Source organism: Chromobacterium sphagni (assembly GCF_001855555.1).
Classification (GTDB): Bacteria; Pseudomonadota; Gammaproteobacteria; order Burkholderiales; family Chromobacteriaceae; genus Chromobacterium; species Chromobacterium sphagni.
This window is the reverse complement of record NZ_MKCT01000002.1, coordinates 1-19083: the sequence shown is the minus strand read 5'-3', so window position 1 is coordinate 19083 and position 19083 is coordinate 1. Positions and strand designations below refer to the sequence as shown.

Genomic DNA, 19083 nt, shown 5'->3' with positions numbered 1-19083 from the left:
GATGTACGCCGAAAGCTATTCCGCTCCGCAGGCCGCCGACGAAGGCCGGTTGCTGGCGCAGTACGCCCCGCTGGTGAAGCGGGCGGCGCGCCAGCTGTCCAGCCAGGCCGGCGGCGTGTTCGACCGCGAAGACATGGAGCAGATCGGCCTGATGGCGCTGCTGGACTGCCTGCGCCGCTACGGCGGCGAGCCGGACGAGCGCTTCGCCGGCTTCGCCATGCTGCGTATTCGCGGCGCCATTCTCGACGAATTGCGGCGGCTGGACTGGCGGCCGCGCTCGGTGCGGCAGGAGGCGCACCGGGTGCGCGACGGCCTGCGCGAGCTGCGCCGCAAGCTCAGGCGCGAGCCCAGCGAAGCGGAGGCGATGACGCTGCTGGGGCTGGACGCCGACGCTTACCGCGAGGCGTTGCTGGCGGAAAACGCCGAGGCGATGTCCAGCTTCGACGAGCTGGTGGCCGCCGGGATGGAACTGGCGGCAGAGGACTCGCCGGAGGCGCGGCTGGAGCGCCAGAGCGAGCTGGCGCGCGCGCTGACCGCGCTGAGCGAGCGCGAGCGGCAGGTGATTCAGCTGTATTACGAGTTTGAACTGAGTCTCAAGGAGATCGCCGCAGTGCTGGAGCTTACCGAGGCCCGCATCTGCCAGATCAACAAGAGCGCCCTGAAAAAGATGCAGGTCTGCCTGATGGCGGCCTGAAGCAAGGAAACACCTCATGCAGCAACTGTTTGGCATCCTGATCGTGCTGGTTTGTGTATTCGGCGGCTTCATGCTGCATGGCGGCGTGATGTCGGTGATCTGGCAGCCGGTGGAGCTGTTGATCATCTGCGGCGCCGCGTTGGGCGCCATCGTGCTGGGCAATCCGCCGCATGTGCTTAAGGAGATGGGCGGCCAGCTCAAGCGCGTGGTGATGCGCAAGAAGCAAGGGGCGGAGTTCCAGCGCCAGCAGTTGCTGTTGATGTACGAGCTGCTGATCACTGCCAGCCGCGGCCTGAAGGCCTTGGACCAGCACGTGGAGGCGCCGCGGCAGAGCCCGCTGTTCAACCGCTATCCGCTGGTGCTGGAAAGTCCCAAGTTGCTGGCCTTCATCGTCGACAATTTTCGCCTGATGGCGATGGGAAAAATCAACGCGCACGAGCTGGAAGGCGTGCTGGACCAGGAGCTGGACGCCATCCACGAACAGCTGAACCAGCCGTCAAAGTCCTTGCACAAGATCGCCGAGGCGATGCCGGGCTTTGGCATCCTGGCGGCGGTGCTGGGCATCGTGATGGCGATGAACACCGTTAGCCAGGGCGCCAGCGCCGGCGAGATCGCCAATAGCGTGGCCGCCGCCATGGTGGGCACCTTCATCGGCATCTTTTTCTGCTACGGCGTGCTTGACCCGATCTCGAATGTGATGAGCCAGCTGGTGAAGGAAGAGCTGTCCAATTTCGAATCGGTGAAGGTGGTGCTGACCACCCATGCCTCCGGCAAGCCGCCGTTATTGGCCATCGACGCCGGTCGTCGCCTGGTGCAGCTCAACACCAAGCCCAGCTTCTCGCAGTTGGAGTCGTGGATCACCATGCTGGAAGGGCAGGGCTGAGCCGTGGCCGGGTTGAAGGGCAAAAACGAGCACGACGGCGCGGTGATCAAGCGCGTGGCGCGCCGGCACGAGGAAGAAGGGCACGGCGGCGCATGGAAGGTGGCGTTCGCCGACTTCGTGCTGGCGTTGATGTGCCTGTTTCTGGTGTTGTGGGTGCTGGCCGCGCGCGATCAGGAAAACCTGCGCCAGCTGCTGACCACCTCTGGCGGCAGCCCGCTGATGCAGGGCAACGGCAAGCAGATAGACCACATGGGCAATCCGCCCGGCAGCCTGATTCCGCGCGATCCGATTCCCGGCTCGGCCGGCAGCCAGGTGGCCAGCAAGTCGGCGCTGCGCGACAGCGACAAGCGCGCCACCCAGGAAGCGCCGGAAATGCCGCGCCGCAGTTACGACAGCGAAGCCGATCTGCGCAAGCTGGCCGCCCAGCTGTCCAAGATGAGCGAGCAGGCGGGGCTGTCCAGCAATCTGCAGACCATTATCACGCCCTACGGCCTGCGCGTGACCTTGCACGATACCGATCAGCAGGGCATGTTCGAGCGCGGCAGCGCCATCGTCGAACCGCGATTCCGTCAATTGCTGCAAGAGATGGGCGCCATGCTGGGCGATATCGACAATCAGATACTGCTGGTCGGCCATACTGACTCGGCGCAATACCACAGCGCCGGCGGTTTCGCCGCCCTGTCCAACTGGTCTTTGTCCAGCAACCGAGCGATGGCGGCGCGCATGCATATGCTGCAGGGTGGCTTGTCGGCCGGCTCGGTGCTGCAGGTGGTGGGCATGGCGGAACGGGCGCCGCTGGATAAGAACCATCCGCTGGCCGCGGTGAATCGCCGCATCGAGCTTTTGATCCTTACTTCGGGTCAGGCGCAGGCGGTCGTCGCCATGTTCGGCTCGGCGGCCGAGGACAAGACCAGCCTGGCCGGTGTTGCGTCCGCGCTACCAAATGAGAAGGACTTGCATAAACTCAGAGAAAATACCATCGGTATCAAGTGAATTTTTGTTAAGATTGTTCGTACACAAAAGCCTTTGCGTTGCAAGGCTTTTTTTTGTGCGATTTTCACACAAATTTTAATCAAATTATTTACAATTCACCCGACGTTGATAACAATGTGCGCTGTATGAGCCAGATCTCATATCGCGAACAATAAATAATGACTTAGGCATTGCAGTGCCCGTTTGTGGTTCGGGGTGCCGGATAGTCGGGGACGTGTTACCGAGATGAATCAAGAACAAGTTACGCAGTTGTTGCGGCAGACGCCGCTGTTTGGGCATTTGACGGATGAAGACCTGGATGCGGCGTTGGAGGCTTCCGCTACGGTCCGCCTGGCAAGGGGCGAGGCCTTGTATATGGAGGGGGGCGCTTCGGATGCGGTTTACCTGTTGTTGGCGGGCTGCATGCAGGTATTTGTGGCCGATGGCTGCGGCAAGAAGTATGTGCTGCAGATGGCCATGCCCGGGGGCATGCTGGGCATGGAGTCCTTTGTGGATGGCGGCGAGCGCAGCAATAGCGCGGTGGCGGACGAAGAAAGCGTGTTGCTGATGTTCTCGCGTGAAATGCTCGGCCGCTTGTTCGATAGCGAAGACGGCCTGCCGGGCTGCGACAAGGTGCGCAGCAGCATCATGTGCTACCTGGTTTCGCTGGTACGCCACATGACTACGCTGGCGCGCAATCTGGCCTTGCTGGATGTCTACGGCCGGGTGCGCATCCTGATCAATCAGATGCTGATTGAGCAGGACGGGGTGCTGATCCTGCGCAAGCAGCTGACCCAACAGGAAATCGCCGATCAGATCGGCTCCTCGCGCGAGATGGTGGCGCGCATCCTGAAGGAGCTGATCTACGGCCACTATATCCGCATGGAAAACCGCCGCATCGTGGTGCTGAAGATGCTGCCGGAAAACTTCTGACGCCGCGGCCGGCCGCGCGGTTTCGATCGACTGCGCGGCCGTTTTGCTTACGGATTTAAGTTTGGCGCCCGGGTGTCGCCTTGTATGGGTATCGCCCCCATTCCACCGCAGTAGGCAGACTGATGCAGATATCTTCCCTTTCCTCCAGGCGCGCCGATAACGCGCCAGCCGCCAAGGCCGACGTCGAGGTTGCGGCCGAGCCGCCGGCGCGGGCTGCCGGCGCGGCGTCTTCAGCGCCGCTGGCCGCTACCTTGCAGGCGATGCCGGAAATCGACCAGGCCAAGGTCGACGCGGTGCGCGCCGCGTTGGCGCGCGGCGAAGTGCGCTTTGATCCGCAGCGCCTGGCGGGCCTGATCGAGCAGTACCACGGCGGACGCTGATGGATAGGCAGCAGGACTTGCGCCGTTTGTTCGCCACGGTGGCGAACGATCTGGCCGACTATCCGCGTCTGCAGGATTTGCTGGAGCGGCAGTTCGCCGCCGCGTTGGCGCATGATGCTCAGGCCCTGGCCGTGTGCGCCGACGAGATCGCCGCGTTGTGCCTGCGGCTGGAGCGGAGCCGCCGCGCGCGTTTGAGCATGGTGGAGCGGCTGTTGCCGCAAGGGGCCGAGTTGTCAATGGACGCGGTGCTGGGCAGGCTGCCGGAAAAGGCGCAGGCACAGGGCGAGGGGCTGTGGTTGCGTTTGCGCGGCCTGATAGGCGATTGCCGCGAGCGCAATCTGCGCAATGGCCAGCTGTTGCAGCAGCGCCGGCAGCTGTTGCGGCGGGTGTTGGAGGGGGAGTCTGATGTTTACGCAGCGCAGTGAGGCTTGGGGGGTGGGGGCCTTGCCCGCGTCCGCCGACGCGGTGGCTTTGCCGCTCGATCTGCCGGCGCCGGGCGCCGGTTTCGCCGAACAGTTAGCCGCCGTGCGCGGCGAAGTGGAGCGCTTCATCGCGAATGGTGATGCGGGGTCGTCGGCAACGCTTTCGCCGGAGGCTTGGCGAGTGCGGCAGCAGGTGGGTGCCGGTCAGCTCGCGATGCCGGCGGTGTCGCGGGACCAGCAGGCCTTTGTCGCCGAATTGGCGCCGTATGCCCGCGAGGCCGCCGAGCGCTTGGGTGTGACGCCTGATATCCTGCTGGCCCACGCGGCGCTGGAGTCGGGCTGGGGGCGCAAGCCCCTGCGCCGCGCGGATGGCGGCGACAGCCACAATCTGTTCGGCATCAAGGCCGATGCGCGCTGGCGCGGCGAAGTGACTCCAGCCTTGACTACGGAATATCTGGACGGGAGGAGACAGTCGCGGCTGGAGCCGTTCCGCGCCTATTCCGATTACCGGGCCGCTTTTGCCGATTACGCCGATTTGCTGGTGTCCAATCCGCGTTACCGCGCGGCATTGGGCGCCGGTGCGGATGTCGCGGCATTCGCCAATGGCTTGGCGCGCGGAGGCTATGCGACCGATCCGGACTACGCGGGCAAGCTGGTGGGCTTGGTCGGGCAGTTGCGCAAGGCTGGCCGGTAAGTCGGGCAATGGGGTTTGAAAATGGACGCCGACGGCGTCCATTTTTCTATTTGCTTATTTTTTAAATATAAAAAAGAAAAAAGCCGAAATCTTTGGATTTCGGCTTTTTTATTGGTGGAGATAAGCGGGATCGAACCGCTGACCTCTTGCATGCCATGCAAGCGCTCTCCCAGCTGAGCTATACCCCCGGTAATGCTGGCGTCCCCACGGGGATTCGAACCCCGGTCGCCGCCGTGAAAGGGCAGTGTCCTAGGCCTCTAGACGATAGGGACTAAATTGTTGGTGGAGATAAGCGGGATCGAACCGCTGACCTCTTGCATGCCATGCAAGCGCTCTCCCAGCTGAGCTATACCCCCACGTATCCATCGATTTGCTTTCGCTGCGACCGTTTGGTCTCGACAGGAAGCGAACTATACCTGCGCCTTTTTCTCTGTGCAAGCGTTTCTGGGAAATATTTCTAAAATTTCCTAAATTGACCCATTTTGCTTAGTCGGCTGTGGTGTTTGCGCGCCGAGCACAGTTGCTTGGGGTAGTTATATACCAAAAATCGAATAAATAATTAAAATATTATTACTTCAAGTTCTAATTTGTCGCTGTTAAGGTGACGCAATGCTTGGCCGGGGTGGCTGGAGCGACCGAAATGCGATGGGGAACGATATGAAAAAATTGAATGCAGTCCTGGCGCTGGGCCTGAGCGTGCTGACTGTGGCCGCGCAGGCCGGCGGCTTGGACGATATCCGCAAGGCCGGGGTGCTGAAGATAGGCACCGAAGGCACATATGCGCCGTTTACCTATCACAATGCCTCCGGCGAGCTGACGGGCTTCGATGTGGAGCTTGGCCAAGCCATCGCCAAGCGTCTGGGAGTCAAGGCGCAATTCGTGGAAGGCAAGTGGGACGGCCTGATCGCCGGTCTGGATGTGAAGCGCTACGACGTGGTGATCAACGAGGTGGCCATCACCGACGCGCGCAGGCAGAAGTACGATTTTTCCGAACCCTATATCGTCTCCAAGGCGGTGCTGATCGTGCGCGACGACAATCGCGAGATCAAACGTTTCGAGGACCTGAAGGGCCGCAAGTCGGCCAATACCCTGACCAGCAATTTCGGCAAGCTGGCGCAGCGCTATGGCGCCGAAGTCGTGCCCACCCAGGGCTTCAACGAGTCGGTCGCGCTGCTGGAGTCGGGCCGGGTGGAAACCACCATCAACGATAGCCTGTCCTTCCTCGACTTCAAGAAGAAACAGCCGGCGTCGCGGCTGAAGGTGGCGGCCACCGAGGCTAACGGCGATGCTTCCGGCGTGTTGTTGCGCAAGGGCAATCCGGAGTTGAAGGCGGCCATCGACAAGGCGCTGGCCTCGATCAAGGCCGACGGCAGCTATCTGAAGCTCTCGCACAAGTATTTCGGCGCCGACGTGTCGCGCTGAGCTGAGGAATGGCCATGCCTCCGTGGTTGCAATTGATGGCGGACTCGCTGCCATCCCTGCTGTACGCTGGTTTTGTCTTCACCGTGCCGCTTACGCTGCTGTCTTTCGCTTTCGGCCTGGCCCTAGGCCTGGCGGCGGCCTTGATCCGCCTGTTCGGGCCGCGTCCGCTGGTGCTGCTGGTGCGCGGCTATTCCTGGCTGGTGCGCGGTACGCCGCTCCTGGTGCAGTTGTTCGTGATCTTCTACGGCTTGCCGCGGGTGGGGATCGTGTTCGACCCCTTTCCCGCGGCTCTGCTCGGTTTCACTTTGAGCGTGGGAGCGTATACCTCGGAAGTGATACGGGCAGCGATCTCCTCGGTGCCCAAGGCGCAATGGGAGGCGGCGTATTCGCTGGGGATGAGCTGGCAGCAAGCGATGCGCCGCACGATCCTGCCGCAGGCGGGCCGGGTGGCGGTGCCGCCCCTGGCGAATTCCTTCATCTCGCTAGTGAAGGACACGTCGCTGGCGGCGGTGCTGACGGTGCCGGAAATGTTCCAGGCGGCGCAGCGTATCGCGGCGACCACCTACGAGCCGCTGCTGCTGTACCTGGAAACCGCCTTGATCTATTTGTTGTTGAGCACGGTGCTCACCTGGCTGCAGGAGCGGCTGGAAAAACGTTTTGACCGGCATGTGACGGCAGTGGGAACGGCGGCATGATCAGACTCGACAATATCGTTAAATCGTTTGCCGGCCAGACGGTGTTGGACGGCGTCAGCCTGGAACTGGCCGAGGGCGGCGTCACCGCCCTGATCGGCCCGTCCGGCAGCGGCAAGAGCACGTTGCTGCGCTGCGCCAATCTGCTGGAGGTGCCGGATGCCGGCGAATTGAGGCTGGCTGGGGAGGCCTTGCGCTTCGAGGCGGGCAGGAAGCTGCCGCGCGACGCCATTCTGCGTGTGCGACGCATCACCGGCATGGTGTTTCAGAGCTTCCAGCTGTTTCCCCACCAGACGGCGCTGCAGAATGTGATGGAAGGCTTGATCGCCGTGCAGCGCTGGCCGCATGAGCGCGCGCAGCGGCGGGCGCTGGAGCTGCTGGACAAGGTGGGGATGGCGCACAAGGCGCAGGCTTGGCCGGCGACCTTGTCCGGCGGCCAGCAGCAGCGGGTGGCGATCGCCCGCGCGCTGGCGCCGTCGCCGCAGTTGCTGCTGTGCGACGAGCCGACTTCGGCGCTGGATCCGGAGCTGGCGGCGGAGGTGGTGGCGGTGCTGCGCCAACTGGCCGCCGAAGGCGTCACCATGCTGATGGCCACCCATGACCTGAGGCTGGCGGCCAGCGTGGCGCGCGACGTGGTGTTTCTCGAGCGGGGGCGCATCGTCGAGGCCGGCGGCGCGGCGCAAATCTTCCGCCAGCCGCGCGAAGCGCGAACGGCGGAGTACGTGGCTACGCTGACCGCCGGCGCGCGCGAGGCCGCGCTGGGGGGCTGAGCCGCGGCTACTCCAGCTCGGCCGCGCAGATTCTGGCCCGGCCGCCGCGCTTGGCTTCGTACAGCTGGCGGTCGGCATTTTCCACCAGCGCCTGCGGCGAGTCGCTGGGGCGGGCCATGGCGGTGGCTATGCCTATGCTGACGGTGACGACGCTGTCAGCCTCCGAGGCGGTATGGGGGATGGCGAGGCCGCGAATGGCGCTCAGGATATTCTGCGCCAGGTAGGCGGCGCCGTTGGCGTCGGTGTCGGGAAACACGCAGGCGAACTCCTCGCCGCCGTAGCGGGCCGCCAAGTCTATCGGCCGGCGGATCGACTGCCTGATCGCCTGGGCCACCTGGCGCAGGCAGTCGTCGCCGACCTGGTGGCCGTAGTGGTCGTTGAAGCGCTTGAAATAGTCGACGTCCAGCATCAGCAGCGAGATCGGCTGCTGGTTGCGGGCGCATTGCAGCCAGTCTACCTGCAGGTCCTGGTCGAATTTGCGCCGGTTGGCGATGCCGGTCAGGCCGTCGATCAGGGCGATGGTGCTGAGCAGATCGGTCTGGCGTTTCAGTTCCAGGTGGGTGCGCACCCTGGCGCGCAGTATGGTCTGGTTGACGGGTTTGGTGATGTAGTCGACGGCGCCCAGCTCGAAGCCGCGAACCTCGTCGGCCTCTTCGCGCTGCGCCGATACGAAGATGATGGGGATGGCGCGGGTGCGGGCGTCCGCCTTCAGCCGCCGGCACACTTCGAAGCCATCCATGCCGGGCATGACCAGGTCGAGCAGCACCAGGTCGGGCATCACTGCCTGGCATTGGGCGATGGCCTGTTCGCCGTCCTGCGCCATGAATACCCCGTAGTCGTGCTTGAAGATCTCGCGCACCAGCAGGATGTTGACGCTCTGATCGTCGACGACCAGGATCTTGGGCCGTTCTGACAGCTTGTCGTGGTGATCGGCAGGGGGCTGATTCATTTACGGCTCGCTTTCCATCAAGGTCTTGATGATCTGTGCGGCGGGCGCGAATTGCAGCCGCCTGACCTGCTCCACCAGATCATGCAATTGCGGCTTGACCTTGTCTTCCGATAGCGAGAGTAAAGCGGCGGCATGATCGATCGCATCCAGATTGCCGCTTTCCAGCAGCGGCAGCATTGCCCGCAGCTGGGCGCGCCACTCGGCCGGCGACAGCGGCGGGGAGGGCGCCGCGCTGGCCGGTGGTGGCATGCGCGCGCTCAGTTTGTCGACGCTTTCGGTCACCAGCTGGTGCAGGGTGTTGGCGGCATTGAGCCAGAGTCCGGCGTCGAAAGGCTGCGTGGCCGACGACTGGGCATACTGCTCCAGCCGCGAAGCGTAGCGGGCCAGCGTCGTGGCTCCCACCGTGGCTGCTATGCCTCTGAGCGCGTGCAGCGGCGCTGCCATCCGGGAGGCGGCGCCGCTTTCCGCATTGCGTTTCAGGATGGAGGTCAGGCGGTTGGCTTCCGGTTGAAAATTGGCCAGCGCGCTCTGCAGCACCTCCATCCGCTGGCCGAGGCGCGATAGCACCTGTTCTTCGGGTTCGATGTCTTGTCCTGCGGCGTCCTCCGGCGGCGCGATCGCCGGGGGGGGCGCGGCTTCGGGGGTTCCCGCCAGCGCCAATAGCCGCGGCACCACTTCGTTCATGTCGATCGGCTTGCCGATGTGGTCGTTCATTCCCGCCTCCAAGCAGGCGTCGCGATCGGCGACGGTGGCGTTGGCGGTCATGGCCAGGATAGGGGTGGCGTTGCCGAACCGGCTGGCCCGGATTCGCCGGGTGGCCTCCAGGCCGTCGATATCCGGCATCTGCATGTCCATGATGATCACGTCGAAGTCGGCGTCGGGGCGGGTGGCGATATTCACGCCCTCCAGCCCGCCTTCCGCCAGCACGATTTCGGCGCCTTCGGCGCGGCACAGTTCGGCCGCTATCTGTCGGTTGAGGGCATTGTCCTCCACCAGCAGCAATTTCATGCCGGCCAGTTTTCGCGCGGGTTTGACCGGCCCGGCCGGTGGGCGCGGATTTTGATGGTGAATCGCGCGATGGACCGCGTCTATCAGTTGCTGCGGGGTGAGCGGTTTGGTGAGAAAGTCCGAGAACGGAGTGTCTTGCAGGTCGGCGATTTCGGATAGCACCTCGCGGCCGAAGGCGGTGACCATGATCACTGCCGGCGGTTTGCCGCCGCGGGTGGCGTCGCGTATCGCCGCCGCGGCGCTGACGCCGTCCATGTCGGGCATCCGCCAGTCCATCAGCACCGCGTCGTAAGGGGCGCCGCGCGCCATGGCGTCCTGCGCCGCCTGGATGGCCTGGACACCGCTGCCGGCATAATCCGCGCTCCAGCCCGCCGCGGCGATGGTTTGAGTCAGGATTTCTCCTGTCAGCGGATTGTCGTCCACAGCCAGGACATGCAGTTTTTCCTGGCCGGGCGCGGCGGACACCGGCGCCTGGTCGGCGATGTCCAGCGTGATGTCGAACCAGAAGCGGCTGCCGTGGCCGGGTTCGCTGCTGGCGCGCAGATGCCCGCCCATCATGCGCACCAGGCGCTGGCAGATCACCAGGCCCAGGCCGGTGCCGCCGAAGCGCCGTGCGGTGCAGGCCTCCGCCTGGGTGAAGCCGTCGAAGATGCGCTCCAACTGGTCCGGGCTGATGCCGATGCCGGTGTCGGTGACCGCGAAATGCAGGGTGGCCTTGGCATCGTCCCGCGCCGGGGACGAGACGCTGACGATCACCTGGCCCTGCTCGGTGAACTTCATCGCATTGCCTGCCAGGTTGATCAATATCTGCTGCAGCCGCAGCCGGTCGCCGACCACGGCGGTCGGCAGGCTGGGGTCGATCTCGAAAATCGCCTCCACGTCCTTTTCGCCGTGGTTGCCCGATAGGATCACGCCCAGGTCGCGCAGCAGCTCGTCCAGCGGGAACGGGTGCAGGTCCAGCTGCAGTTTGCCGGCCTCGATCTTGGAGAAGTCCAGAATGTCGTTGAGTATGCCCAGCAGCGATTTCGCCGCAGTCTTAATCTTGTCGACGTAGTCCTGCTGGCGGTAGTCCAGCTGGGTGTGCAGCAGCAGCTGCAGCAGACCCAGCACGGCGTTCATCGGCGTGCGGATTTCGTGGCTCATATTGGCCAGGAACTGGCTCTTGGCCATGCTGGCCTGCTCCGCCTGCTGCCTGGCCTGCACCATTTGGGTTTCGAAGCGGCGGCGCTCGGTGATGTCGGTGGCGATGCCGACATAGCCGCCGATCGCGCCATTGCCGTCATGTATGGCGGTGACCACCAGCGAGACGGCGATATGGCCGCCGTCCTTGCGAACATAGGTCCATTCGCGGGTTTCCGAGCCCAGCGTTTCGGGCTCGTGGACGAATGACCGGAAGCCGGTGATCGGCATGCCGTATTGCCGGCTCAGCTGCTGGCTGCGCTGTTCCATCTCCTCTGCCAGATGGAAAATGGCCGGCGTGTGCAGGCCGACCACTTCCTGCTGGTCATAGCCCAGCATCCGTTCGGCGCCGGTGTTGAACACGGTGATCAGGCCGTGGGCGTCGGTGGCGATGATGGAGACTTCGGATGCGGCGCGCAGCACATTCGACAGCAGCAGGCTCAGCCGGTTGATTTCCTCGTCTACCAGCTTGCGGCGGGTGGTGTCGATGCGCAGGGCGACGATGCGCTCGATGGCGCCGTCATGGTCCGGCAGCGGGGCGATCACGGTGTCGGACCAACGCAGGCTGCCGTCTTTGGCCTGGTTGCAGATTTCTCCATGCCATGCCTGGCCCTGGCGCAGGGTTTCCCACATCGTTTGCCAAAAGGCGCGGTCGTGGATGCCGGATTGCAGGATGCGGTGATCCTGGCCGGTCAACTCCTCCCTGGAATAGCCGCATGCCGCGCAGAACGCCTCGTTGGCGTCGACGATGCGGCCGTCGGCGTCGGTGGCCGAGTACAGCAACTGCTCGTTGATGCTGCTCAGCAGCACCTGGTTCTCGCGCAGGGCGGCGGCAAGCCGGGTGCGGCTGTCCACCAGTTCGGAGACATCATGGACCACGGTGTAGAAGCCGCACACCGCGCCGTCGACCATGTCCGGCAGGTAATGGACCAGCGTGTGGCGGAGCTGGCCGTCCGGGTTGGGGATGGTGCGCTCGAACTGCTGGGCTTCGCCGCGCAGTGTCGCTTCCAGATGGGGGAGGCTGACTTCGAAGGCTTCCGCGGAAAGCAGGTCTTGCATCCTGGTGCCGGGCAGGGTTCCCGGCGGCTTGCCGAACCAGACGTGGTAGGCGTGATTGGCGACGCGGTTGATCAGCTCGCGGTCCCAGTAGCCTATCATCGAGGGCACGGCGTCCAGTATGGTGCGCAGATCGTGTTGAGCCTTCTCCAGTGCCTGTGTGCGTTCCGCCATCGAGTTCAATGCCAGCAACTGGCCTTCCATCACTTTCTGGTGGGTAATGTCGCGCACTGTCTTGGATACCCCTATCACCTTGCTGGCGTCGTCGTATATCGGCGATACCGATACCGACACGTCGACCAGCCTGCCGTCCTTGCGCCGCCAGACGGTTTGCAAGTGGGAAATTCGCTCCCCCTTGCTGACGCGGGCCAGGATTTCCGTTTCCTCAGTCTGCCTGTCCTGCGGAACGATCAATTGCGGCAGCGGGCGGCCGATGGCTTCGCCGGCGCTATAGCCGAATATCTCCTGCGCGCCCTTGTTCCAGCTGACGACTTCCCCGTTCAGGGTTTTGCCGATGATGGCGTCGGTCGAGCTGTCGACGATGGCGGCCAGATCTTCCTGAGCGCTGATCAGCCGGTGCTGCGAGCGGGCGTTGGCGCGCCAGGCGTGGGCCAGGGCGGCGCTGATCAGGCTCAGCAGCGCGCCTGCCAGGCTGATCATGCCGACCGATGGAAGGTTTAGCTCGGCCTCGAAGGGCGGATAGGCGGAAAAGCCGATCTGCCACGTCCGGCCGAACAGCGGATGGCGCAGCGTTTCGCGAGCCACGACTTGCGCGTTGGGCAAGGGTTTGCCGGATGTGAAGAAGGCGATGGGGTGCGCGGGGTCGGTCACGTCGCTGAGTGCGATTTGGCTTTTGTCGCGGTCGAGGTTCAGGCTGCCCAGCGCCTCCGAGATGATCAGCGACGCGTAGCTCCAGCCGAAGCCTTCCGTCAGGCGGGCGCTTTCCTTGTCTGGCGTGTTGTGGCTGCGGTAGGTCGGCAGCAGCATCAGAAAGCCTTGCTGCGGTTGTTGTGCCCCCTGCTGCAGGAGGATGGGTTCGGTCAACTGGATGTCGCCGGTGCGCAGTGCGGTCATGGCGGTACGGCGGCGTTCGGGGTCGGAGGCGATGTCCAGGCCTATGGCCCGGCTGTTGCGATTTTCCGGCTCGATGAACTGGACGATGGCGTGCTCGCCGCGAAAGGGCTGGAGCTGACGCAGCGCGAAGCCGGGATCGCCGGTTTGGCGCGCGGCGGCGATGAAGGCGGGCAGTTCGGCATCGGCTACGCGGCGGATGAAGCCGAAGCCGCGGGCGCCTGGGAATTCGCGGGCGATGTCGCGGCTGAGGCTGTAGCGGTGGAACAGCTCGCGGCTGATGCCGTGTTCGCCGGCGGTGATCACGGCACCGCGGGCGCCGCGCAGGCCGTATTGGTAGAGTTCGATGCGTTGAGCGATCGACGACAGCGCGTGCCTGGCGCTCTGGGATGTCGCGTTCCGCAGGGTTTCCGCGTTGCGGACGGATAGCTGCCAGGCGGTCAGGACGGTGAGCAGCAGCCCGATTGCCAGTGTGCCGATGGCCCAGGCAGCGGGGGAAGAAAGCTTGATCTTGCGCATCATGGCTCGCTTCGACGGATGGTGTGTTGGGCTACCGGATGGTGTGGCCGGCAGAGTGGCGGCGGCTGATGGCCATTCAGCCTCTTGATCATAGTCATGATTTGCCGGCGAGGAGCCGGTCTTGAGGCCTGGGCTATGGGGGAGATTGGGTGCTGAAATGAAAAAAGCCCGCGGATGCGGGCTTTGTTTCCCGGTTTGCTGCCATTACTGCATATGGAGCATCCGGATCCGTGAAGCGGTCTTGGTGGAGGTAAGCGGGATCGAACCGCTGACCTCTTGCATGCCATGCAAGCGCTCTCCCAACTGAGCTATACCCCCGCGTGACGCTGCGTTCACAGTGCTGCGCAGTATATTGATATTGATTTATCTTGTAAATACTTCTGTCGATAAAAAGCGGAAATTTTTTTCCCGGCGGCGATTGGCATGCTTCAGGACATCCGCTCATGGCATTGTCAGCCGACAGGACGATGTGGCGGGGCGGGGGCTCGGTTATAATCGGCGGCCTGAAGATGCAGGAAGATGCCGATGTCGGTTGGTCATTACGAGAACTTCCCGGTAGGCTCGCTGCTGCTGCCGCGCCGGATGCGGCGCGCGGTGCATGCGATCTACCATTTTGCCCGCTACGCCGACGACGTGGCCGACGAGGGCGATGCCGACGCCGCCGCCCGGCTGGCCGAACTGGACAGGCTGGCGGCGGACCTGGCGCGAATCGAGGCGGGCGAGGCGCCGCAGATTGAGCTGATGCGGCCGCTGGCGGCGGCCATCGCCGCGCATGGGCTGCCGTTTCAGCCGTTTCACGATCTGCTGTCGGCTTTCCGCCAGGATGTGGTCAAGACCCGCTATCAGACTTTTGCCGAGTTGGTGGACTATTGCCGCCGCTCGGCCAATCCGGTGGGGCGGCTGATGCTGGCGCTGTACGGCGTTGACGATGTCCGCTGCCTGGCACAGTCGGACGGCATCTGCACCGCTCTGCAATTGATCAACTTCTGGCAGGATGTGGCGGTGGATTGGCAAAAAGGCCGCGTCTACCTGCCGCAGGAGGATCTGGCCCGTTTCCGGCTGGACGAGGCGCAGATCGCGGCGGGCCATTGCGATGGCGCCTGGCGGAGCATGATGCTGTACCAGGTGGAGCGCGCCCGCAAGATGCTGCAGGCCGGCGCGCCGCTGGGCCGCATCCTGCAAGGCCGGTTGGGGCTGGAGCTTCGGCTGATCATTTTGGGCGGCGAGCGCATCCTGAAGAAGCTGCACGCCTCGGGCGGCGATGTGTTCAAACAGCGGCCGCAGCTCAACAGCGGCGACTGGATATATATGATGTGGCGGGCTTGCCGGGCCAGATGAGCAGGGCAAGCCCGCGATGGGAATCTTGCCGGCGCGCGCAGGCGCTCCGGCTGCAGCATAGGAGAGGCGCGTGACGCCCGATCAGTATTGCGAGGACAAGGCCGCGGCCAGTGGTTCCAGTTTTTATTACAGCTTCCGCTTCCTGCCGATGGAGCGGCGGCGCGCCATCACCGCCCTGTACGCTTTCTGCCGCGAGGTGGACGACGCGGTGGACGAGTGCCACGACCTGAGCGTGGCCCAGGCCAAGCTGGCCTGGTGGCGCGGCCAGGTGGGGAGGGCTTACCGCGGGGAGGCCGATCATCCGGTGATGCGCGCGCTGCTGCCCCATCTGGCCGCCTTCCAGCTGCCGCAGCAGCAGTTGGAGGAAATCATCGACGGCATGGAGATGGACCTTTCCATGGTGCGCTACCAGCGCTTCCAGGATTTGCAGCTGTATTGCCACCGGGTGGCCGGGGTGGTGGGTCAGTTGGCGGCGCGCATCTTCGGCTACCGCGACGAGCGCACGCTGGAGTATGCGCATGAACTGGGGGTGGCTTTCCAGCTGACCAACATCATCCGCGACGTGGGCGAGGACGCCCGCCGCGACCGCATCTACCTGCCGATGGAGGAGCTGCAGCGTTTCAACTGCCCGGCGATGGACATCCTGCATTACGAGGAAAGCGACGCGTTCAAACAGTTGATGGCTTTCCAGATAGAGCGCGCCGAGGAGCATTACCGCAAGGCGTGGCAACTGTTGCCGACGGTGGACCGCAAATCGCAGCGGCCGGGCCTGTTGATGGCGGCGATCTACCGCGCCACGCTGCGGGAAATCCAGCAGGACGGCGCGGCCAAGGTGCTCAACCAGCGCTTGTCGCTGGGAACCGGCCGCAAGCTGTGGCTGGCATGGAAAACCTGGACCTTCGGCTACCGGCCGTGAAACCCCGGGTGGCGGTGGTGGGTGCCGGTTGGGCCGGCCTGGCTGCGGCGGTGGAATTGGCCGGCAAGGCCGATCTCACCGTGCTGGAGGCCGGCCGGGAGCCCGGCGGGCGCGCCCGCTGCGGCGGCAGGAATGGCGACAGGTTTGACAATGGTCAGCACATCCTGTTGGGCGCTTATGCAGAATGCTTGCGCCTGATGCGCCGCGTGGGCGCGCCGCCGGAGACGCTGCTGCTGCGCCGGCCGCTGCAATGGTGGCGCGAGGGCGGGGTGAGGATGCAATGCCCGCGCTGGCCGGCACCGCTGCATCTGGCGGCGGGCTTGCTGACCGCGCGCGGACTGAGCTGGCAGGCCAAATGGCAATTGGCGCGGGCGTTGCGCAATCTGCAAGCGGCATCCTATCGCTTGTCCGGGGATTGCTCCGTGGCCGATTGGCTTGGCGGCCAGGGGCAGCAGGCCGAGGTGGTGCGCGAGTTCTGGCGGCCGTTGGTGCTGTCGGCGCTGAATACGCCGCCGGAGCTGGCGTCGATGCAGGTGCTGGCGACGGTGCTGCGCGACAGCCTGGGCGCCAGCCGCGAGGCCAGCGACCTGCTGTTGCCGGCCAGCGATCTGTCGGCGCTGTTTCCCGACCCGGCCTGGCGCTGGCTGGCGGCGCAAGGCGCCGACCTGCGCGTCGGCCGACGGGTGAGCCAACTGGCGCGGGAGCCGGACAGCGTGCTGGTGGACGGCGAGGAATACGATGCCGTGGTGCTGGCGGCGGCGCCTTACCATGCGGCCGTCTTGCTGGACGGTCCATGTTTGAGTGCGCAGTTGCAGGGCTACCAGTACTGGCCGATTGTCACCGTCTACCTGCGTTTCACCGTTGCGCCGCAGCTGCCTGCGCCGATGATGGGCGTGAGGGGCGGCATGGTCGACTGGCTGTTCGACCGCGAGGCCCTGGCCGGAGAGTCCGGCCTGGTGGCGGCGGTGATCAGCGCGCCGCAGTCGTTGCCGTCGAGCGACGCGCTGGTGCGCGGCGCGCTGGATGATCTGCGCCGGCTGGCGCCGCATCTGCCGGCGCCGCTGGCGAGCAAGGTGATCGTGGAGAAGCGCGCAACTTTCGCCAGTGTCGTCGGCCTGAAGCGGCCAGCGGTGCGCGACGCCGGGGGCAGGGTTTACCTGGCCGGAGACTGGGTGTGTCCCGATTATCCGGCCACGCTGGAAGGGGCGGTGCGCAGCGGGGTGGCCGCGGCGGCCGCGGTGATGCAGGATTTAAGGATGGAACCATAACGATGAAAACAGAATTCGCCAAAGACGCCCTGGCCGGGCGCGTGATCCTGGTTACCGGGGCTTCCCAGGGCATAGGCCGCGAGGCGGCGCTGGCGTTTGCCCGCCACGGCGCCGCCGTGGTGTTGCTCTCGCGCAGCGTCAAGGGGCTGGAGAAGGTCTACGATGAAGTGGTGGCCGCCGGCGCGCCGGAGCCGGCGGCGGTGCCGCTGGACCTGCTGAACGCCGGCGAGAACGAATTCAACAATCTGGCGCTGACCATCAAGCGCGAATTTGGCCGGCTGGACGGCATCCTGCACTGCGCCTCGCATTTCTACGCCTTGTCGCCGCTGTCGAATCAGACCATAGAAGAATGGATGAACCAGTACCGCATCAATACCGTGGCTCCTTTTGCGCTGACCCGCGCCTGCCTGCCGCTGTTGAAGGACGCGCCGGACGCATCGGTGTTGTTTGTCGGCGAGAGCCACGGCCTGCATCCGGCGGCCTACTGGGGCGGTTTCGGCGCCTCCAACGCCGGTTTGCCGTATCTGACGGCGGTGGCGGCCAGCGAGTGGGACATGCATCCCAATCTGCGCGTCAACCTGCTGACGCCGGGACCGGTGAATTCGCCGCAGCGCAACCGCACCCATCCGGGCGAGGCCAAGAGCGAGCGCGGCGACCTGGCCGATCTGATGCCGCACCTGCTGTACTGGCTGGGCGGCGACAGCCGCGGCCGCAGCGGCGAGGTGCTGGAGCTGGACCTGCGCAAGCCGCAACCATGAACAGGGCGGGAACGAGATGAGAACACTGGTTTTGCTGACGACGCTGCTGGCCCTGGCCGGCTGCAACTGGGTGGGCACGGTTTCCGGATTGACCAAGGATTCCGACAAAGCGGTGGGCGCGGCCTGCCGTCAGACCGGTCGTTCGCTGGAGGAGTGCTATCTGCGCAATCCCGAGGCCGACAAGGCGTCCATCTATGCGGGCTGGCGCGAGATGAACGAATACATGGCCAAGAACAAGCTGGAAACCATGGCGCCGCCGCCCGAGAAGCCGAGCGGTTCCAGCGCGGCGATGTCGGGCGGGGCGGGCAATGGCGGCGACCGCTCCGCCAGCGCCTCGATGGGCAAAAGCGACGACAATCAAACCAAGCCGCTTACCAGCGAGGAGGCCGACCGCGCGGCCAAGAACGATCCGCAGGTGGAAGCCGTGCTGGCGGCGATACGCAACGGCGGCCCGAGCACCGCCAGCGGCGCGGGCGGTTCTGCCCGCCGCCCGCAGGGCGGAAGCAAGAGCGAGCCGGACCAGAAGCGGCTGCTCAACATCATCAAGGACTTGAACAAGTCCGATCCCGGCCGCGCGCCGAGTTGAATCCGGTTGGGCAGCCCGTTCCTCTCCTGCTATCCTTCCCGCCTTGATCCATTTCTCCTCGCCCTGATTCTTCGATGGCCAAAACCAAAACCGTATTCAGCTGCACCGAGTGTGGCGGACAGACGCCCAAATGGCAGGGCCAATGTCCGCATTGCAATGCCTGGAATACCCTGACCGAGGCGGTGTCCGCGCCGGCCGCGGCCAGCCCGCGCTTTCAATCCTGGGCGGCCAATGTCACCAAGGTGCAGAAGCTGTCCGAGGTGCAGACCGAGGAAACCCCGCGCGACCCGTCCGGCATCGACGAGCTGGACCGAGTGCTGGGCGGTGGCATCGTGCGCGGCGCGGTGGTGCTGATCGGCGGCGATCCCGGCATTGGCAAGTCCACGCTGCTGCTGCAGGCCTTGTCTGTCATCGGTCAGCGCCGCAAGGTGCTGTACGTGTCGGGCGAGGAATCGGCGCAGCAGATCGCGCTGCGAGCCTCGCGGCTGGCGTTGGATACCGGCAGCGTCAACCTGCTGGCGGAAATCTGCATAGAAAACATCCTGGCCACGCTCAAGACCGATCTGCCGGAAG

18 protein-coding genes and 4 tRNA genes are annotated in these 19083 nt (G+C 64.7%); 16 read left to right on the top strand and 6 right to left on the bottom strand.

The window, feature by feature from the left end:
- The first annotated feature begins 1 nt into the window (after position 1).
- The 7 genes from BI344_RS06140 to flgJ all read left to right on the top strand — a co-directional run bounded on the left by BI344_RS06140 (position 2) and on the right by flgJ (position 4978).
- A complete protein-coding gene (locus BI344_RS06140) occupies positions 2–694 on the top strand; it encodes a FliA/WhiG family RNA polymerase sigma factor (protein WP_071112109.1) in 693 nt (230 codons plus the stop codon).
- A gap of 16 nt (positions 695–710) precedes the next feature.
- Positions 711–1577: a flagellar motor stator protein MotA gene (gene motA / locus BI344_RS06135; RefSeq protein ID WP_071112108.1), complete on the top strand. Its 867-nt coding sequence runs from the start codon at positions 711–713 to the stop codon at positions 1575–1577.
- Positions 1578–1580: 3 nt separating this feature from the next.
- Positions 1581–2570: a flagellar motor protein MotB gene (locus BI344_RS06130; protein WP_071112107.1), complete on the top strand. Its 990-nt coding sequence runs from the start codon at positions 1581–1583 to the stop codon at positions 2568–2570.
- Positions 2571–2795: 225 nt separating this feature from the next.
- Positions 2796–3482, top strand: a complete 687-nt coding sequence (locus tag BI344_RS06125) for a Crp/Fnr family transcriptional regulator (RefSeq protein ID WP_071112106.1) — start codon at positions 2796–2798, stop codon at positions 3480–3482.
- A gap of 122 nt (positions 3483–3604) precedes the next feature.
- The gene (gene flgM, locus BI344_RS06120; RefSeq protein ID WP_071112105.1) at positions 3605–3862 is read left to right on the top strand and encodes a flagellar biosynthesis anti-sigma factor FlgM; all 258 of its coding nucleotides are present in this window, start codon (positions 3605–3607) and stop codon (positions 3860–3862) included.
- Positions 3862–4287, top strand: coding sequence for a flagellar export chaperone FlgN (gene flgN / locus BI344_RS06115; RefSeq protein ID WP_071112104.1), 426 nt, complete (start codon positions 3862–3864; stop codon positions 4285–4287). Before flgM ends, flgN begins: the two co-directional genes overlap by 1 nt.
- Complete coding sequence (gene flgJ, locus BI344_RS06110) at positions 4268–4978, top strand: flagellar assembly peptidoglycan hydrolase FlgJ (RefSeq protein ID WP_071112103.1); 711 nt, start codon at positions 4268–4270, stop codon at positions 4976–4978. Before flgN ends, flgJ begins: the two co-directional genes overlap by 20 nt.
- Positions 4979–5090: 112 nt before the next feature.
- On the opposite strand, the gene BI344_RS06105 is transcribed toward flgJ, so the two are convergent.
- The 3 genes from BI344_RS06105 to BI344_RS06095 form a co-directional block, all read right to left on the bottom strand.
- Positions 5091–5166 (bottom strand) — tRNA-Ala (locus tag BI344_RS06105).
- An 8-nt stretch (positions 5167–5174) separates the two neighbouring features.
- Positions 5175–5250: transfer RNA gene (locus BI344_RS06100), tRNA-Glu, on the bottom strand.
- A gap of 8 nt (positions 5251–5258) precedes the next feature.
- A tRNA-Ala gene (locus BI344_RS06095) sits at positions 5259–5334 on the bottom strand.
- A 301-nt stretch (positions 5335–5635) separates the two neighbouring features.
- Between BI344_RS06095 and BI344_RS06090 the strand changes: the two genes are divergently transcribed.
- Genes BI344_RS06090 through BI344_RS06080 form a run of 3 tightly spaced genes read left to right on the top strand, consistent with a single transcriptional unit; the run spans position 5636 to position 7862 of the window.
- Positions 5636–6400: an amino acid ABC transporter substrate-binding protein gene (locus BI344_RS06090; protein ID WP_071112102.1), complete on the top strand. Its 765-nt coding sequence runs from the start codon at positions 5636–5638 to the stop codon at positions 6398–6400.
- A gap of 8 nt (positions 6401–6408) precedes the next feature.
- Complete coding sequence (locus BI344_RS06085; RefSeq protein ID WP_420837179.1) at positions 6409–7095, top strand: amino acid ABC transporter permease; 687 nt, start codon at positions 6409–6411, stop codon at positions 7093–7095.
- Positions 7092–7862: an amino acid ABC transporter ATP-binding protein gene (locus BI344_RS06080; protein ID WP_071112100.1), complete on the top strand. Its 771-nt coding sequence runs from the start codon at positions 7092–7094 to the stop codon at positions 7860–7862. The genes BI344_RS06085 and BI344_RS06080 overlap by 4 nt, the downstream gene beginning before the upstream one ends.
- Before the next feature lie 7 nt (positions 7863–7869).
- Here the strand turns inward: BI344_RS06080 and BI344_RS06075 are convergent, their stop codons facing one another.
- From BI344_RS06075 to BI344_RS06065, 3 genes are all read right to left on the bottom strand, one after another.
- Entirely contained in the window at positions 7870–8811 is a 942-nt protein-coding gene (locus BI344_RS06075; RefSeq protein WP_071112099.1) for a diguanylate cyclase domain-containing protein, read from the bottom strand.
- Positions 8812–13647 carry a PAS domain-containing hybrid sensor histidine kinase/response regulator gene (locus tag BI344_RS06070; protein WP_071112098.1) on the bottom strand — a complete coding sequence of 1612 codons (4836 nt, stop codon included), beginning with the start codon at positions 13645–13647 and terminating at the stop codon, positions 8812–8814.
- Between the two features lie 239 nt (positions 13648–13886).
- Positions 13887–13962 (bottom strand) — tRNA-Ala (locus BI344_RS06065).
- 207 nt (positions 13963–14169) lie between these two features.
- On the opposite strand from BI344_RS06065, the gene hpnC reads away from it, so the two are divergent.
- The 6 genes from hpnC to BI344_RS06035 form a co-directional block, all read left to right on the top strand.
- Positions 14170–14982, top strand: coding sequence for a squalene synthase HpnC (gene hpnC, locus BI344_RS06060; RefSeq protein ID WP_071112097.1), 813 nt, complete (start codon positions 14170–14172; stop codon positions 14980–14982).
- Between the two features lie 70 nt (positions 14983–15052).
- The gene (hpnD, locus tag BI344_RS06055) at positions 15053–15898 is read left to right on the top strand and encodes a presqualene diphosphate synthase HpnD (RefSeq protein WP_071112096.1); all 846 of its coding nucleotides are present in this window, start codon (positions 15053–15055) and stop codon (positions 15896–15898) included.
- Positions 15865–17166 carry a hydroxysqualene dehydroxylase HpnE gene (gene hpnE, locus BI344_RS06050; protein ID WP_071112095.1) on the top strand — a complete coding sequence of 434 codons (1302 nt, stop codon included), beginning with the start codon at positions 15865–15867 and terminating at the stop codon, positions 17164–17166. Before hpnD ends, hpnE begins: the two co-directional genes overlap by 34 nt.
- Before the next feature lie 2 nt (positions 17167–17168).
- Positions 17169–17924: an SDR family oxidoreductase gene (locus tag BI344_RS06045; protein ID WP_071112094.1), complete on the top strand. Its 756-nt coding sequence runs from the start codon at positions 17169–17171 to the stop codon at positions 17922–17924.
- A gap of 16 nt (positions 17925–17940) precedes the next feature.
- On the top strand, positions 17941–18510 hold the full coding sequence (locus BI344_RS06040; RefSeq protein ID WP_071112093.1) for a hypothetical protein: 570 nt from the start codon (positions 17941–17943) through the stop codon (positions 18508–18510).
- A 74-nt stretch (positions 18511–18584) separates the two neighbouring features.
- Positions 18585–19083, top strand: a 499-nt coding sequence (locus tag BI344_RS06035; protein ID WP_158021037.1) for a DUF7125 family protein, incomplete at its 3' end; no start/stop codon positions are given.